14 protein-coding genes and 1 tRNA gene are annotated in these 15,243 nt (G+C 64.6%); 7 read left to right on the forward strand and 8 right to left on the reverse strand.

Annotation, left to right across the window (positions count from 1 at the left end; genetic code table 11):
* Window position 1: 1 nt before the first annotated feature.
* The 6 genes from ACVJ19_RS06115 to ACVJ19_RS06140 all read right to left on the reverse strand — a co-directional run bounded on the left by ACVJ19_RS06115 (window position 2) and on the right by ACVJ19_RS06140 (window position 5,187).
* Complete coding sequence (locus ACVJ19_RS06115) at window positions 2-445, reverse strand: hypothetical protein (RefSeq protein WP_453949808.1); 444 nt, start codon at window positions 443-445, stop codon at window positions 2-4.
* A 2-nt stretch (window positions 446-447) separates the two neighbouring features.
* Entirely contained in the window at window positions 448-801 is a 354-nt protein-coding gene (locus ACVJ19_RS06120) for a nuclear transport factor 2 family protein (RefSeq protein WP_453949807.1), read from the reverse strand.
* 94 nt (window positions 802-895) lie between these two features.
* The gene (locus ACVJ19_RS06125) at window positions 896-1,363 is read right to left on the reverse strand and encodes a MarR family winged helix-turn-helix transcriptional regulator (protein ID WP_453949806.1); all 468 of its coding nucleotides are present in this window, start codon (window positions 1,361-1,363) and stop codon (window positions 896-898) included.
* Between the two features lie 8 nt (window positions 1,364-1,371).
* On the reverse strand, window positions 1,372-2,982 hold the full coding sequence (locus tag ACVJ19_RS06130) for an acyl-CoA synthetase (protein WP_453949805.1): 1,611 nt from the start codon (window positions 2,980-2,982) through the stop codon (window positions 1,372-1,374).
* Window positions 2,983-3,108: 126 nt separating this feature from the next.
* The gene (locus ACVJ19_RS06135; protein ID WP_453949804.1) at window positions 3,109-4,248 is read right to left on the reverse strand and encodes an epoxide hydrolase family protein; all 1,140 of its coding nucleotides are present in this window, start codon (window positions 4,246-4,248) and stop codon (window positions 3,109-3,111) included.
* Window positions 4,249-4,731: 483 nt separating this feature from the next.
* On the reverse strand, window positions 4,732-5,187 hold the full coding sequence (locus ACVJ19_RS06140; protein ID WP_453949803.1) for a GatB/YqeY domain-containing protein: 456 nt from the start codon (window positions 5,185-5,187) through the stop codon (window positions 4,732-4,734).
* A gap of 228 nt (window positions 5,188-5,415) precedes the next feature.
* On the opposite strand from ACVJ19_RS06140, the gene carA reads away from it, so the two are divergent.
* Together carA and ACVJ19_RS06150 are read left to right on the forward strand one after the other, a co-directional pair.
* Window positions 5,416-6,606, forward strand: coding sequence for a glutamine-hydrolyzing carbamoyl-phosphate synthase small subunit (carA, locus tag ACVJ19_RS06145; RefSeq protein ID WP_453949802.1), 1,191 nt, complete (start codon window positions 5,416-5,418; stop codon window positions 6,604-6,606).
* Window positions 6,607-6,844: 238 nt separating this feature from the next.
* Window positions 6,845-7,366: a cupin domain-containing protein gene (locus tag ACVJ19_RS06150; RefSeq protein ID WP_453949801.1), complete on the forward strand. Its 522-nt coding sequence runs from the start codon at window positions 6,845-6,847 to the stop codon at window positions 7,364-7,366.
* A 277-nt stretch (window positions 7,367-7,643) separates the two neighbouring features.
* Here the strand turns inward: ACVJ19_RS06150 and ACVJ19_RS06155 are convergent, their stop codons facing one another.
* Window positions 7,644-8,168, reverse strand: coding sequence for a Dps family protein (locus tag ACVJ19_RS06155; RefSeq protein WP_453949800.1), 525 nt, complete (start codon window positions 8,166-8,168; stop codon window positions 7,644-7,646).
* Between the two features lie 114 nt (window positions 8,169-8,282).
* On the opposite strand from ACVJ19_RS06155, the gene ACVJ19_RS06160 reads away from it, so the two are divergent.
* Window positions 8,283-8,984 (forward strand): class I SAM-dependent methyltransferase, encoded by a 702-nt coding sequence (locus ACVJ19_RS06160; protein ID WP_453949799.1) that lies wholly within the window; start codon window positions 8,283-8,285, stop codon window positions 8,982-8,984.
* A 54-nt stretch (window positions 8,985-9,038) separates the two neighbouring features.
* Window positions 9,039-9,114 (forward strand) — tRNA-OTHER (locus tag ACVJ19_RS06165).
* Between the two features lie 159 nt (window positions 9,115-9,273).
* Here the strand turns inward: ACVJ19_RS06165 and ACVJ19_RS06170 are convergent.
* Complete coding sequence (locus ACVJ19_RS06170) at window positions 9,274-9,651, reverse strand: ArsR/SmtB family transcription factor (RefSeq protein WP_453949798.1); 378 nt, start codon at window positions 9,649-9,651, stop codon at window positions 9,274-9,276.
* A gap of 113 nt (window positions 9,652-9,764) precedes the next feature.
* On the opposite strand from ACVJ19_RS06170, the gene ACVJ19_RS06175 reads away from it, so the two are divergent.
* From ACVJ19_RS06175 to greA, 3 genes are all read left to right on the forward strand, one after another.
* Window positions 9,765-10,934 carry an MFS transporter gene (locus tag ACVJ19_RS06175; RefSeq protein ID WP_453949796.1) on the forward strand — a complete coding sequence of 390 codons (1,170 nt, stop codon included), beginning with the start codon at window positions 9,765-9,767 and terminating at the stop codon, window positions 10,932-10,934.
* 142 nt (window positions 10,935-11,076) lie between these two features.
* Window positions 11,077-14,541 (forward strand): carbamoyl-phosphate synthase large subunit, encoded by a 3,465-nt coding sequence (gene carB, locus ACVJ19_RS06180; RefSeq protein WP_453949795.1) that lies wholly within the window; start codon window positions 11,077-11,079, stop codon window positions 14,539-14,541.
* Between the two features lie 210 nt (window positions 14,542-14,751).
* Entirely contained in the window at window positions 14,752-15,225 is a 474-nt protein-coding gene (gene greA, locus ACVJ19_RS06185) for a transcription elongation factor GreA (RefSeq protein WP_453949794.1), read from the forward strand.
* Window positions 15,226-15,243: the final 18 nt, after the last annotated feature.

Raw genomic sequence — 15,243 nt, forward strand, 5'->3', positions numbered from 1 at the left:
ATCAGGACGAGAACGCGAGCTGGAGCGCCACGCCGAGATTGGCCGCAAACAGGCCCGCGTCGATCACGAAGATCCGGAGCATCGGACCTTTCAGCACCGGCCAGTAGGCGACGCCGACACGTCCGCCGCGCATCAGCACGGGAACGTTGTAGGCGAACTGGCTGAAGTGGCAGGCCGAGAAGAACAGGAACAGCACGAGCTGCGCCTGCACCGGCTGGAAGAAAACTGGACGCGCCGCCAGAAGATAGAACGACAACAGCCCGATCGGCAGGTTCATTCCGCCGAGAAACGCGACGCTCGCCGCCAGGGTCGGCGCGATCGGATTGCTGCGCTCTTCCCGCGGCAGCAATATCTTCAGCGTGTTGGCTTGCGCGATGCTGAACTGGATGAAGGCGCCGACGAACCAGAGCGCGTTGAGAAGCAGAACGATATCCAAGAGACGCATGGCTATTTTCCGTAAAAGGCTTCGCTGCGGACCACACGGCCCGCATCGTCGAAGTCCATGAATTCGCTGGCGCGCGTGCCGCCCAATTGCCACCACACCGTCAGTCGCGCGATCACCTCGTCCCAGCTCCAGCCCACGATCTTCAGCTCGGCGCTTTCGATGTGGCCGTAGGCTTGCCGCCAATAGGCGCGAATGTTCTCTACGCCCGTGACAACGGGGGAACCCGTCAGTTCGAGCGCGAGAGGGCTGCGCATCTGCGCATCGTCGGCGAAATGCGCGACGACCGCGTCGATGTCGACCTTGCACCAGCTCGCGCACCATGCCGCGACGAAATGTTCGGCTGCCGCGCGATCCATCTTCCCTACGCCCATGGCAGAGCCCTCCCTGGCCCGTTGGCCGGAAAGTGGCAAAGCCGCGCTCTCATGTCAACTATATTGACTTGAGAGGCGGTCAGTTGTTGTCGGCGATCGCCTCCATGACGGCCATCCAGGCCGCCGCACCCGACGCCCCGGCGCGCTCGAACGCCTGACTCATGACCTTGCGCTCGTGGTCCGATGCCTTTTGCTCGATGCGTTGCCCCGCGGCCGTCAGGCGCAGCAATTTCGAGCGATGCTGCTCGGGCGAGCGCTTCGACGTCAGGAGCTTGCGCTCCAGCAGCAAATTGAGCGGCCGGTTCAGGGCCTGCTTGGAAATACCGAGGATCTCGATCAGCGCGCCGATCGCGATATCGGGCCGGCGCGCCACGACGTAGAGGATACGATGGTGCGGGCGCGAAAGGCCCTGCCTGGCGAGATAGTCGTCGGCCTCCAGCGTCATTCCGCGCCAGCCGTAATACATCAGCTCCAGCGCCGCATCGAGATCGTGCAGCTTCGCAAGTGAGGCGCGATGAAGCCCCGCGGCCTGAGACGTCTTCGGCATTGAAAAACCTAACCCCTCGCCCGCAGCTCGCGCCGCAGCACCTTGCCCGTGGCCGTCATCGGCAGCGTCTCGGCGAACTCCACATAGCGCGGATATTCGTGCGCGGCGAGCTGCACCTTCACGAACTCCTGGATCTCGCGCGCGAGCGCATCGCTGCCCGTAAAGCCGGGGCGCAGCACGATCCAGGCCTTGATCGATTCGGTGCGGATCGGATCGGGGATGCCGACCACCGCGGCCATCGCCACCGATGGGTGCTTCATCAGCGTGTGCTCGATCTCGGAGGGGCCGACGCGGTAGCCGGCGGTGGTAATGACGTCGTCCTCGCGGCTGACGTACCAGAAATAGCCGTCCTCGTCCTGCACGCCGAGATCGCCGGTGAGCAGGAATTCGCCGGCATATTTCTTCGCCGTCGCCTCCGGATTGCGCCAGTATTCGAGCATCGTGACCGGGCACGGCTGGCGCACGCCGATGATGCCGCGCTCACCGCGCGGCAATTCCTCGCCCTTGTCGTTGACGATGCGGACGTCGAAGCCCGGCGTCGCCTTGCCCATGGCACCGGGGCGGATCGGAAAGAGATTTGAGTTGCTGCCGATCACGAGATTGCACTCGGTCTGACCGAACACTTCATGCGCGTCGATGCCAAAAGTCTCGCGCACCCAGCCCAGCAATTCGCCGCCGAGCGATTCACCGCCCGTAAAAATGCTGCGGAGCCTGACGCCGGGATGCTTCACGCCGGCCTGCCGCATCAGCTTCAGCGCGGTCGGCGGCAGGAAGACGTTGCGCACGGAAAGATCCGCCATCATCTGCATCGCCGCCTGCGGCTCGAATTTTCGCGCGCGATGGCCGACCAGGGGGATGCCGTGATACCAGAATGCCAGCAATCCGTTGACGAGGCCGCCGATCCAGGCCCAGTCGGCCGGCGTCCACATGAGATCGCCGGGGCGCGGCAGGAAGTTGTGACACATCTCCACGTTCGGCAGATGGCCGAGCACGACGCGATGCGCATGCAGCGCGCCCTTCGGATTGCCCGTGGTGCCCGAGGTGTAGATGATCAGCGCGGGATCATCGGCCGAGGTGTCGACGTTTGCAAAATCCTCGGACGCGGTTTCGATCGCTGACCAGAACGGCTTTGCGCCGGCGTGGACGGCGCCGCTCGTGACATAGATGTCCTGCAAATAGGGCAGCCGATCGCGGATCTTCGTGAGCTTCTCCCAGCCCGCCTCATCGGTGATGATGGCTCTTGCCTGCGAATTCGACAGACGGAATTCCAGCGCGTCGTCGCCAAACAGGGCAAACAGCGGGATCGAGATCAGCCCCGAGCGGAACGCCGCCATGTGCGCGATCGGCAATTCCAGCGATTGCGACAGGAACACCGCGACGCGGTCGCCGCGGACGAGCCCATCCGCCCTCAGCACATTGGCGAAGCGGCGCGACATCTCCGCGACCTCGTCGAACGAGGTGCGCGTGGTGGCCCCGTTCTCGTCGACATAGATCAGCGCGAGGCGGCCGGTGCCGTCGGCATGGCGATCGCAGCACGCCTCCGCCATGTTGAAGCGCGCCGGGATGTCCCAGCGGAAGTTGCGATAGAGCTCGTCGTAGGTTGCGGCTTCGGTGAGCATGGGCTTGGTCGTCTTCCCGGTGTCTCGTTGTTTTGGCCCAGTCTAGAGCGGTGGGTGCTCGGAACAAGCCCCGCGACGTCATTCCGGGGCGACGCGCCAGCGTCGAACCCGAAATGACAGCGGGGCTTACCGCACCGTCGCGAAAAACTTCCTGACATCGCGCACGAACAGCTCCGGCTGCTCGAATGCGGCGAAATGGCCGCCCTTCTCCATCTCGCTCCAATGGGTGATGTTGTGGAAGTTGGGCTCCATCCAGCGCCGCACCGGCGTGATGATCTCCTTGGGGAACACCGCGACGCCCGTCGGCACCTTGACGACCGGCGTCGTGCGACGCTTGCCAAAGCTCTCCCAATAGAGCCGCGCTGACGCGGTCGCCGTCTCCGTCGCCCAGTACAACATGACGTTGTCGAGCAGCTCGTCCTTGCTGAAGATGTTTTCGGGATGGCCGTTGCAATCGGTCCAGGCCCAGAATTTTTCCAGGATCCATGCCGCCTGCCCGCTCGGCGAATCCGTCAGGCCATAGCCGAGCGTCTGCGGCCGCGTCGACTGCTGCTTGGAGTAGCCGGAGTCGAGATCGACATAGTGCTTGAGGCCGGCGAGCGCGCGCTGCTCCTCCGCCGTCGGCTCGCCCTCGACCTTCGGCGCCGCATTGAAGGCGAGCGTGATGTGGATCCCGGCGCAGTGCTCGGCATCCTGCGCGCCGAGCGAGGTCGTCACCGCCGAGCCCCAGTCGCCGCCCTGCGCGCCGTAGCGCGCGTAGCCGAGTACGTCCATCAGCTTCGCCCAGGTTGCCGCGATGCGGTCGACGCCCCAGCCGGTGGTCTTCGGCTTGGCGGAGAAACCGAAGCCAGGCAGCGACGGACAGACCACGTGGAAGGCATCGGCAGAATTGCCGCCGTGCGCGACGGGATCGGTGAGCGGCGCGATCACCTTGTGGAATTCGACGATCGAGCCGGGCCAGCCATGGGTGATGATCAGCGGCAGCGCGTTCGCTTCCTTCGAACGCACATGGATGAAGTGAATGTCGAGCCCGTCGATCTCGGTGGTGAACTGCTCGAAGCGATTGAGCTTTGCCTCGCGGGCGCGCCAGTCGTAACCGCTTGCCCAGTAGGTGCAGATCTCCTGGACCCATTTCAGCGGCGCGCCCTGGCTCCAGTCGTCGACCAGTTCCGCCTCCGGCCAGCGCGTGCGGGCGAGGCGCGATTTGAGGTCGGCGAGGATGTCGTCGCTGATGGCGATGCGGAACGGTTTGATGGCGGCGGTCATCGTGCCTCCCCTATTTTCTTATGGAGAGAGTAGACCGAACTGATGCAGCATCAAAGGTGCCCATCCTCCCCTCCAGGGCAGGGCCATCGCATATGAGCTGGTGGGGCCTGAGCAAGCGCCTCGTCCTTCGAGACGACCGCTCCGCGGTCTCCTCAGGATGAGGCTGACCGGCAGCTTTGGCTGCCGAATTGCCGCCACGTACTCTGTCCTCATCCTGAGGGCCCGCCGGAGGCGGGCGTCTCGAAGGATGGCCGCAGGCGAGCTTCCCGCCACGCTCTCCTCATATGCGATAGCCCTACCCGCAAGCGGGGGAGGATCGGTTCGCATGGAGCGAAGCGGCATGCGAACCGAGGTGGGGTGACAGTCTTTCTGCGGAAGCGGTGCCCGGGTGGAGAGATCACCCCACCCCGCTCGCGCTTCGCGCGATCGACCACGGGCGAGCTACGCTCGTCCCGGACCCCTCCAGGGGAGGGTAAGGACGACCTAGCTCGACAGCGCCGCCTTCACCAAACCGCTGGCCTTGCCGAAATCCATCTGGCCGGCATACTTCGCGCGCAGCACGGCGATCACCTTGCCCATGTCCTTCATGCCGGCGGCGCCGGTCTCAGTGATTGCGTCCGCGATCGCCTTCTTCACCTCGTCCTCGGACATCTGCTTCGGCAAATACGCCGAGATCACCTCGATCTCCTCGCGCTCCTGCTTGGCGAGCTCGGCGCGGCCGCCCTTGTCGTAGAGCTCGACCGCTTCCTGGCGCTGCTTGATCATCTTCTGCAGCACCGCGAGCAGGTCGGCGTCCGACAGCGGCGGCTTGCCGTTGCCACGGGCGTCGATGTCGGCGTTCTTGATGGTCGAATTGACCATGCGCAGCGTGGACAGCTTGCGCTCGTCCTTGGCCTTCATGGCCTCCTTGACCGCATTGTTGATGTCGTCGCGCAGCATGGCCGGGGTCCTCTCAATCTGTCGCGCCTGATCTAAGCCGTTCGCGGGCCAGAGGCCAGACTGGACCGGTTTGCCGGTGCATTGTTTCCCCATCGGCCGCCGAAATGGCCCAAAATTGCCAGTTCCGGCCTAAGTGCCTGTAGCCGCCCGTCAAATATGCAAAAACGCATGTGAATCGGCCTCCTCCTGCTTTGACGGGCGCGTGTTGGGGGCTTATGAAGCGGGCTCATGACACAACATGACAACGATCCCGCTTGGCCGGACCACAAACCGACCGCGCTCCTCGTGCTTGCCGATGGCACAGTTCTGGAGGGCTTTGGTCTCGGCGCCGAGGGCCACGCCGTCGGCGAGGTCTGCTTCAACACCGCGATGACCGGCTATGAGGAGATCCTCACCGATCCCTCCTATGCCGGCCAGCTCATCACCTTCACCTTCCCCCATATCGGCAATGTCGGTACCAACGAGGAAGACATCGAGACGGTGAACATGGCCGCGACGCCGGGCGCGCGCGGCGTGATCCTGCGCACCGCGATCACCGATCCCTCGAACTACCGCGCCACCAAGCATCTCGACCAATGGTTGAAGGCGCGTGGCATCATCGGCCTCTCCGGCATCGACACCCGCGCCCTGACCGCGCTGATCCGCAGCAAGGGCATGCCCAATGCCGTGATCGCGCATTCCAGGACCGGCGAGTTCGACCTGCACGGTCTCAAGGAAGAAGCGCGCGAATGGCCCGGCCTCGAGGGCATGGACCTCGTGCCGATGGTCACGAGCGGCCAGCGCTTCACCTGGGACGAGACGCCGTGGCTGTGGGACAAGGGCTTTGGCCGTCAGGACAAGCCCGAGTTCAACGTCGTCGCCATTGACTACGGCATCAAGCGCAACATCTTGCGCCTGCTCGCCGGCGTCGGCTGCAAGGTGACCGTGGTGCCGGCGACGACCTCGTCCGAAGACATTCTGGCGATGAAGCCGGACGGCGTGTTCCTGTCCAACGGGCCCGGCGATCCGGCCGCGACCGGCAAATATGCGGTGCCTGTCATCCAGGACGTCATCAAGTCGGGCACGCCGACCTTCGGGATTTGCCTCGGCCACCAGATGCTCGGCCTCGCCGTCGGCGCCAGAACCAGGAAGATGCATCAGGGCCATCACGGCGCCAATCATCCCGTGAAGGACGAGACCACCGGCAAGGTCGAGATTACCTCGATGAACCACGGCTTTGCCGTGGACGAGAAGACGTTGCCGAAGGGCGCAACCCAGACCCACATCTCGCTGTTCGACGGCTCCAATTGCGGCATCCAGCTCGACGGCAAGCCGGTGTTCTCGGTGCAGTACCACCCCGAGGCCTCACCCGGTCCGCGCGACTCGCACTATCTGTTCCAGCGCTTCGCTGACCTGATGCGGCAGAGGAAGAGCGCGTAAGGTTCACTACGGCTCTCGTGCCCCGGGGGGCAGTGCCATAGCGCGTCGAAGACGCGCGTGAACGCGCTTTAGACGCCGCGCTTCGCGGCGCGATGCGCTGCTGAACCGGGGCCCAAGCCGGCCCTCTGGGTCGCGGCTCGCGACGCAGCGTTGCACGCTGCATCGCGTCCGGGACACGAGAGGAACGCGCTGCGGCAACGCCAGTTGATCCCTGCTATCCTCGTGCAGGAGTCCGATCATGTCCGTCGTCCGCGACAAGGCCGAGCCGCTCGCCATCGTGTTCGAGGATGACGGGCTCGTGCCGAACAACATCCTTCCGTTCCTGGTCTACCAGGGCGCGGTGAAGCTCGATCCGAAGCAGCCGGAAGAGACCATCGAAAACCTGTTCGAAGCGAACGGCTGGGGCGGGACGTGGCGCAACGGTGTCTACGACTATCTGCACTATCACGCGACGGTGCATGAGGTGCTTGGCGTTGCGCGCGGCAGCGCGCGCGTCCGTTTCGGCGGGGATCATGGCCAGGAGCTGGAGATCAAGGCGGGCGATGTCGCGATCCTGCCCGCCGGCACCGGGCATCAGTGCATCAAGGCGAGCGATGATTTCTGCATCATCGGCGCCTACCCGCCCGGCGCGAAGATGGAGATCACGCGGGCAACGCCGGAGAACCACGCGAAAGCGCTGAAGACGATTCCAAGAGTCGCGCTGCCGCCCGCTGATCCCGTGACGGGGAAGGATGGCGCGCTGTTGCGGCTGTGGGGGTAATCAAGAGCGCGCCAAGTACTCCGATGTCGTCCCGGCGCAGGCCGGGACCCATACGCCTCAGACGGGGTTATGGCGCGAGATGGTCATGACCTTTCTTCGCCAAACTGGCTTTCGGGGTTATGGGTCCCGGCCTGCGCCGGGACGACACTGTTGAAACACGCAGGCGTCGTAGGGTGGGCAAAGCGAAGCGTGCCCACCATTCGATTTATGCGGTGAGGACAAATGGCGGGCACGGCGCGCGAAGAGCGCGCCTTTGCCCACCCTACGACGCCGTGCCCTACGCCTCGTTCGCACCTTCCTGCCGGGTCGCCTCGAACAGGAACCAGGTGCGGCGCTCGGTCTCGTCGATGAAGACCTCGAGGATGCTGGCGCTGGCGACGTCGCCGGCCTCGTCGCAGACGTCGTGCGCCTTGCGCATCGCGGCTGCGACGTGCTTGTTGTCCTGCATCAGCTCGCGCAGCATCTCGCGCGGCGGGACGTAGTCCTCGTTGTTGTCCTTGATGGTCTGGAGCTTTGCCACCTGGCCGATCGACTTCAGCGTGGTGCCGCCGATCTTGCGGACGCGCTCGGCGAGCTGGTCGGTGGTGGCGAAGATCTGGTCCGACTGCTCGTCGAGCAGTAGATGGTAGTCCCGGAAGTGCCGGCCGCTGATGTGCCAGTGGAAGTTCTTGGTCTTCAGATGCAGTGCGAACGCGTCGGCCAGCAGCACGTTCAGTGACTGCGAGACCTTCTTGACCCCGTCGGGCGACAGATCGGTGGGGGTGTCGAGATCGGGCGAGACCTTGTTGTTGGTTTTGCTCACGGGAGACCTTCCTGTTAGGACGCGGACATTGACGGCGCGCCGTCGCACCCCTAACGCAAGGCGGGCAGCGCCGGTTCCTTGGCAGGAACCCTTTGGCCGGGACCCTCGGATACCATGGACGATTGGATCGATTATTACGACTCGACGCATACGATCTATGTCAGCAAGCTGCATCGCGACTTGCACTTCCAGATCATTGCGCGGGACATCATCGGCTACATCACCTCGCCTGAGGCGACTGTGCTCGACTACGCCTGCGGCGAGGCGCTGTCGGCGAACCAGGTGGCGGCCGCCTGCGGCAAGCTGCTCCTGGCCGAACCGGCGCCTGGCGTGCGCGGCCGCTTGATCGCGCGGTTTGCCCCCAACACCAAGATCCGCGTCCGCTCGCTCGACGACGTCCGCAAGATGCAGGACCAGTCCATCGACCTCGTGGTGATGAACTCGGTCGCGCAATACATGACGGGCGAGGAGCTCGATGCCGCGCTGCTCAATATCCGGCGACTACTGACTCCGTCCGGCAAGCTGGTGCTCGGCGACATCCTTCAGCCCCATGTCGGTATGTTCAGGGACGTGATGGCGCTGCTCGGCTTCGGCCTGCGTCACGGCTTCCTGAAGGATGCGCTGATCGGCCTGATCAGCACCGCGCTGTCGGATTACCGTCAGCTGCGCTCGAAGATCGGGCTGCAGCGCTACAGCGAGGACGAGATCACCGCGAAGCTGAAGGCCGCCGGCTTCGCCGTCCAGCGCGCCCACACCAATATCGGCCACAATCGCTGGCGCATGACCTTCATCGGACGGCCGCCACTGGTTCGTTAAGCATAACAATTAGCCGTTGTAGCTTGTCGCAGTGCAATCGGTAATGTCCGCGCCGGCCCGGTGGCGGAAGCGTCTACGCGAGGGCGGTGCAACGCTCTTCATCCTGGTTCAAATCCAGGCCGGGTCTCCAGCCTTCGCTGCTTACGCAGTTTCGGCTAGGCAAGCCAGCCTTGCCGCGCCATAGCTCGCAGAGCGGCGGCGGGTTCGACTGGGCAGGCCCTCTCGTGGCGAAGGCTGCCTCGGCGAAGCCCGAAGGGCGAAGACGGGCACGCTTCGGCGCACAACCGTCTCATTCTCGGTCAATCCCGACCAATTCACACTCCGGCAGCAGCGGTAGCCTGTCGGCATCCTTGGCTGCGGAGCTGAGCACGGCATCGAGCAGGCCGGGGAAGCGTGCTTCCAGATCCTCACGTCGCAGCCGCATGAAGCGGTTGGTGCCCGCGACGCGCGTCCGCATCAGGCCGCAATCGCGCAGCTTGGCGAAGTGATAGGCGAGATTCGACTTGCCGCTGAGCGCATTGAAGTCGCTGCAGCGGAGTTCGCTGCTGACACGTTCCTGCTGGGCGAGCTGGTAGACGATCGCCAGACGGATCGGATCGCTCAGGCAATCCAGGACCATCGGCAGCTCGATCTGCTCGCGGGTGGGATGGTGCGGCGTGCGGCTCATGATCCGGGAATCATAGCGATGCGACTGCAATGTTCAATAGTTCTTGAACCAATTGACACTCAAACCGCTTCGTTTGATAGTTCAATAAACATTGAACATAAGGATTGCTTCCGATGAGCGTGTTCTGGCTGGCCCTGGGGGCCTTTGCGATCGGTACCGAAGGCTTTGTGATTGCAGGGCTTTTGCCTGCGATCGCCAACGACCTGTCGATTTCGGTCTCGGCCGCCGGGCAATTGGTCACCGCCTACGCCCTCACCTATGCCGTGGGCTCGCCGGTCCTGGCGGTCGCGCTGAACAACATCGACCGCCGCACCGTGCTGGCCCTGGCGCTGACGACCTTCATTGCCGGAAATATCGCGGCCATGGTGGCCTCCAACTACGCCCTGCTGCTGGCCTCGCGGATGCTGATGGCGCTCGGCTCCGGCCTGTGCATGCCGACCGCGCTCGCGGTGTCGGTCGCCGTCGCCTCCCCTGAACGGCGCGGCCGCGCGGTGGCGCTGGTCACCTCGGGACTCACGGTTGCGACCGTCATCGGCGTTCCCCTCGGCAATCTCGTCGGCAGCCTGCTTGGCTGGCGCGCGACCTTTGCCATGGTCGCGCTGATCGGCGCCGTCGCGCTCGCCGGCCTGCTGCTCGGCCTGCCCCGCGGCCTACCGCGCAACACCGCTTCGCTCAGCGACCGGCTGGTGGTCGCCCGCCACAGCAACGTCCTGATCGCGCTGCTGATCACCATTCTCTGGGCGCTCGGCGGCTTCACCGTGTTCACCTATTTCGCAGTGCCGCTGCGCGGTCTTGGCTTCGATGCCTCGCAGATCAGCCTGGCGCTGCTGGTGTTTGGCGGCGCAGCCGCGATCGGGAACATGCTCGGCGGCGTCCTGGCCGACCGGCTTGGAACGATGGCCACCGCGGCGCTCGGGCTCGCCGGCATGGCGAGCGCCCTGATCCTGCATTCGCTGGTCCTCAAATTGATGCCCGGACAGGCGCACTATGCCGTGCTGGGCACGATCTTCCTGTGGGGCATCTCGGGCTGGGCGTTCTATCCGGCCCAGATCGCCAGCATCATCCGGATCGAGCCGCAGGCCTCGATGATCGCGCTCTCGCTCAACGCCTCCTCGATGTATCTCGGCTTCGCCATCGGCGGGGCCTTAGGGGGAGCGGTGCTGGCCACCCTGTCGCCGGCCGACCTCGGCTGGATCGGCGGATCGAGCGTTGCGGCCTCGCTGCTGGTGCATCTCGCCCGAGGCTGGCAGGCCCGGCCAAAACCCGTCAAAATTGCCGGTTGATGGGCATCTTTCGGGGTTTCGCCGCCCCGAAAACTGGTCTAAGACCCACCCGCGCGCGAGGGACGACCCCGCGCTCTCGCTCTAGGGGACGCGCGGCAAGCGCGCCCTTTTTTTGTGCCCAAATTCCAGCCCGCGAGCGGTGATGCCTAAACGAACCGACATCTCGACCATCCTGATCATCGGCGCCGGCCCCATCGTGATCGGCCAGGCCTGCGAGTTCGACTATTCGGGCACGCAAGCGGTGAAGACGCTGAAGGAGGAGGGCTATCGCATCGTCCTCGTCAATTCCAACCCGGCCACGATCATGACCGACCCGGAATTGGCCGATGCGACCTATATCGAGCCGATCACGCCGGAGATCGTCGCCAAGATCATCGAGAAGGAACGTCACGTCATTCCCGGCGGCTTCGCGCTGCTGCCGACCATGGGCGGACAGACCGCGCTGAACTGCGCGCTGTCGCTGCGCCGGCAGGGCACGCTGGAGAAATTCAACGTCGAGATGATCGGCGCGACAGCCGATGCGATCGACAAGGCCGAGGATCGCCAGCTCTTCCGCGAGGCCATGACCAAGATCGGGCTCGAGACGCCGAAGTCGCGGCTCGCCAATGCGTCCGAGCTGAAGAAGTCCTTCCGCGACAAATACCACGCCGAACGCGAGAAGCTGTCGGGCGCAGCGCTCGAAGAGCTCGATCGGCAATGGACCCTCGGCGAGAGCGACCGTCGCAAGCGCTATCAGGAATACGCCTTTGGCCAGGCCATGATGGCGCTGTCCGAAATCGGCCTGCCTGCGATCATCCGTCCCTCCTTCACCATGGGCGGCACCGGCGGCGGCATCGCCTACAACAAGGAAGAGTTCCTCGACATCATCGAGCGCGGCCTTGACGCGTCCCCCACCAACGAAGTCCTGATCGAGGAATCCGTCCTCGGCTGGAAAGAGTTCGAGATGGAGGTGGTGCGCGACAAGAAGGACAATTGCATCATCGTCTGCTCGATCGAGAATTTCGATCCGATGGGCGTGCACACCGGCGACTCCATCACGGTCGCTCCGGCGCTGACGCTGACGGACAAGGAATACCAGATCATGCGCGACGCCTCGCTGGCGGTGCTGCGCGAGATCGGCGTCGAGACCGGCGGCTCCAACGTGCAGTTTGGCGTCAATCCGGAAGACGGCCGAATGGTCGTGATCGAGATGAACCCGCGCGTGTCGCGTTCGTCCGCGCTGGCCTCGAAGGCGACGGGCTTCCCGATCGCCAAGGTCGCAGCCAAGCTCGCGATCGGCTACACGCTCGACGAGATCGCCAACGACATCACCGGCGGCGCGACGCCGGCCTCGTTCGAGCCGACGATCGATTACGTGGTGACCAAGATCCCGCGTTTTGCCTTCGAGAAATTCCCCGGCGCCTCCTCGACGCTGACGACCTCGATGAAGTCGGTCGGCGAAGTCATGGCGATCGGCCGCACCTTCCAGGAGAGCCTTCAGAAGGCGCTGCGCGGACTCGAGACCGGCCTCACCGGCCTCGACGAGATCGAGATCGAAGGTCTCGGCCGCGACGACGACAAGAACGCGATCCGCGCCGCGCTCGGCACGCCGACGCCGAACCGCATCCTTCAGGTCGCGCAGGCGATGCGGCTCGGCTGGTCGAACGAAGACATCTTCAATTCCTGCAAGATCGATCCGTGGTTCCTCGGCGAGATGCGCGGCATCGTCGACATGGAAGAGAAGGTCAGGAAGCACGGCCTTCCCGCCAACGCGTTCGGCATGCGCACCCTGAAAGCCATGGGTTTTTCGGACGCGCGGCTCGCGGTGCTCGCGCAGACCACGGATGCCGAGGTGACCGCCAAGCGCCACGCGCTCGGCGTCCGTCCGGTCTACAAGCGCATCGACACCTGCGCGGCCGAGTTCGCCTCGCCCACCGCCTACATGTATTCGACCTATGAAGCGCCGTTCGCGGGCGTACCGGCAGACGAAAGCACGCCGTCGGACAAGAAGAAGGTCATCATCCTCGGCGGCGGCCCGAACCGCATCGGCCAGGGCATCGAGTTCGACTATTGCTGCTGTCACGCCTGCTTCGCGCTGCATGATGCCGGCTACGAATCGATCATGGTCAACTGCAACCCGGAGACGGTGTCGACCGACTACGACACCGCGGACCGGCTCTATTTCGAGCCGCTCACCGCCGAGGACGTGCTGGAGATCATCGCGAAGGAGCGCTCGAACGGCGCGCTGCATGGCGTGATCGTGCAGTTCGGCGGCCAGACCCCGCTGAAGCTCGCGCGTGCGTTGGAAGCCGCCGAAGTGCCGATCCTCGGCACCTCGCCGGATGCGATCGACCTCGCGGAAGACCGCGACCGCTTCAAGCGCGTGCTCGACAAGCTTCGCCTCAAGCAGCCGAAGAACGGCATTGCCTATTCGGTCGAGCAGGCGCGGCTCGTCTCCGCCGATCTCGGCCTGCCGCTGGTGGTGCGTCCGTCCTACGTGCTCGGCGGCCGCGCGATGCAGATCATCCGCGAGGAGAACCAGCTCAACGACTATCTGCTCGGTACGCTGCCGGAGCTGGTGCCCGCCGACGTCAAGGCGCGCTACCCCAACGACAAGACCGGGCAGATCAACACCGTGCTCGGCAAGAACCCGCTGCTGTTCGACCGCTACCTGTCGGATGCGACCGAGATCGACGTCGACTGCCTCTGCGACGGCAAGGACACCTTCATCGTCGGCATCATGGAGCACATCGAGGAAGCCGGCATCCATTCCGGCGATAGCGCTTGCTCGCTGCCGCCGCACTCGCTCGACACCAAGATGATCGACGAACTGGAACGGCAGACGCGCGAGCTCGCGCTCGGCCTCGACGTCGTCGGCCTGATGAACGTGCAATACGCCATCAAGGACGGCGAGATCTACGTGCTCGAAGTCAATCCGCGCGCCTCGCGCACGGTGCCGTTTGTCGCCAAGGTGATCGGCACGCCGGTTGCGAAGATCGCCGCGCGCATCATGGCCGGCGAGAAACTCGCCGACTTCAAATTGAAGAAGGCCGATCTCAAGCATGTCGGCGTCAAGGAATCGGTGTTTCCGTTCGCGCGCTTCCCCGGCGTCGACACGGTGCTCGGCCCCGAGATGCGCTCGACCGGCGAGGTCATGGGCATCGACCGCTCCTTCGCGGTGGCGTTTGCCAAGAGCCAGCTCGGTGGCGGCACGCGGGTGCCGCGCAAGGGCACGGTGTTCGTCTCGGTGCGCGAGAGCGACAAGACGCGCATTGCGGACGCCGTGCGTCAGCTGCATTCGCTTGGTTTCAAGGTGCTGGCGACCTCGGGCACGGCGCGCTTCCTGACCGACCAGGGTATCCCGGCGGAGAAGGTGAACAAGGTGCTGGAGGGACGGCCGCACATCGTCGATGCCATCACCAATGGCGACGTCCAGCTCGTCCTCAACACCACCGAAGGCCCGCAGGCGCTCGCCGACAGCCGTTCGCTGCGGCGCGCGGCCCTCTTGCATAAAGTGCCGTATTACACCACTCTTTCCGGGGCCGTGGCGGCCGCGCAGGGCATCCGCGCCTATCTGGGCGGGGACCTTGAGGTTCGTACCCTGCAGAGCTACTTTTCGGAAACCTGATCGCGAGCGGCGGTGAACCCGCCGCTAAGTGATTGGCAATGAAGCTACAATGGCCGGAGGAACTGTCCCGGCCATGTGGATGTTCTGTTCCGGCGCCAGACCCACATAACGTTCCGGTGGTGGCGTGTTCAGCCCCGGACATATCGACGAATCAAGGTTGCCGCGCCCCTCTGTTTGGTGGGGCGCGCCGGCCGAAGGACGAGAGAAGAGATGGAAAAGGTTCCGATGACCCAGGCCGGCTTTGTCGCGCTCGGGGAAGAATTGAAGAAGCGCCAGTCGGAGGACCGTCCGCGGATCATCGAGCATATCGCCGAGGCGCGCTCGCACGGCGACCTGTCGGAAAACGCGGAATACCATGCCGCGAAGGAAGAGCAGTCCCACAATGAGGGCCGCATCGCCGAGCTCGAGGACAAGCTCGCGCGCGCCGACATCATCGACATCTCGAAACTGTCCGGCGACACCATCAAGTTCGGCGCCACCGTGACGCTGGTCGACGAGGACACCGAGAAGAAGACGGTGTGGCAGATCGTCGGCGAGGTCGAGGCCGACGCCAAGAAGGGCCGCATCTCCATCACCTCGCCGCTCGCGCGCGCGCTGATCGGCAAGAAGAAGGGCTCTTCCGTCGAGGTCAACACGCCCGGCGGCGCCAAGGCCTATGAGATCACCAAGGTGGAGTGGCGGTAAGCATTTGCCGCTGCGCTG

This window comes from Bradyrhizobium sp. USDA 376 (assembly GCF_054063675.1).

Excerpts from the sequence above, each read along its gene's own strand:
- ACVJ19_RS06115 (WP_453949808.1), bottom strand. The coding sequence starts at position 445 with ATGCGTCTCTTGGATATCGTTCTGCTTCTCAACGCGCTCTGGTTCGTC.
- ACVJ19_RS06120 (WP_453949807.1), bottom strand. The coding sequence starts at position 801 with ATGGATCGCGCGGCAGCCGAACATTTCGTCGCGGCATGGTGCGCGAGC.
- ACVJ19_RS06125 (WP_453949806.1), bottom strand. The coding sequence starts at position 1,363 with ATGCCGAAGACGTCTCAGGCCGCGGGGCTTCATCGCGCCTCACTTGCG.
- ACVJ19_RS06130 (WP_453949805.1), bottom strand. The coding sequence starts at position 2,982 with ATGCTCACCGAAGCCGCAACCTACGACGAGCTCTATCGCAACTTCCGC.
- ACVJ19_RS06135 (WP_453949804.1), bottom strand. The coding sequence starts at position 4,248 with ATGACCGCCGCCATCAAACCGTTCCGCATCGCCATCAGCGACGACATC.
- ACVJ19_RS06140 (WP_453949803.1), bottom strand. The coding sequence starts at position 5,187 with ATGCTGCGCGACGACATCAACAATGCGGTCAAGGAGGCCATGAAGGCC.
- carA (WP_453949802.1), top strand. The coding sequence starts at position 5,416 with ATGACACAACATGACAACGATCCCGCTTGGCCGGACCACAAACCGACC.
- ACVJ19_RS06150 (WP_453949801.1), top strand. The coding sequence starts at position 6,845 with ATGTCCGTCGTCCGCGACAAGGCCGAGCCGCTCGCCATCGTGTTCGAG.
- ACVJ19_RS06160 (WP_453949799.1), top strand. The coding sequence starts at position 8,283 with ATGGACGATTGGATCGATTATTACGACTCGACGCATACGATCTATGTC.
- ACVJ19_RS06170 (WP_453949798.1), bottom strand. The coding sequence starts at position 9,651 with ATGAGCCGCACGCCGCACCATCCCACCCGCGAGCAGATCGAGCTGCCG.
- ACVJ19_RS06175 (WP_453949796.1), top strand. The coding sequence starts at position 9,765 with ATGAGCGTGTTCTGGCTGGCCCTGGGGGCCTTTGCGATCGGTACCGAA.
- carB (WP_453949795.1), top strand. The coding sequence starts at position 11,077 with ATGCCTAAACGAACCGACATCTCGACCATCCTGATCATCGGCGCCGGC.
- greA (WP_453949794.1), top strand. The coding sequence starts at position 14,752 with ATGGAAAAGGTTCCGATGACCCAGGCCGGCTTTGTCGCGCTCGGGGAA.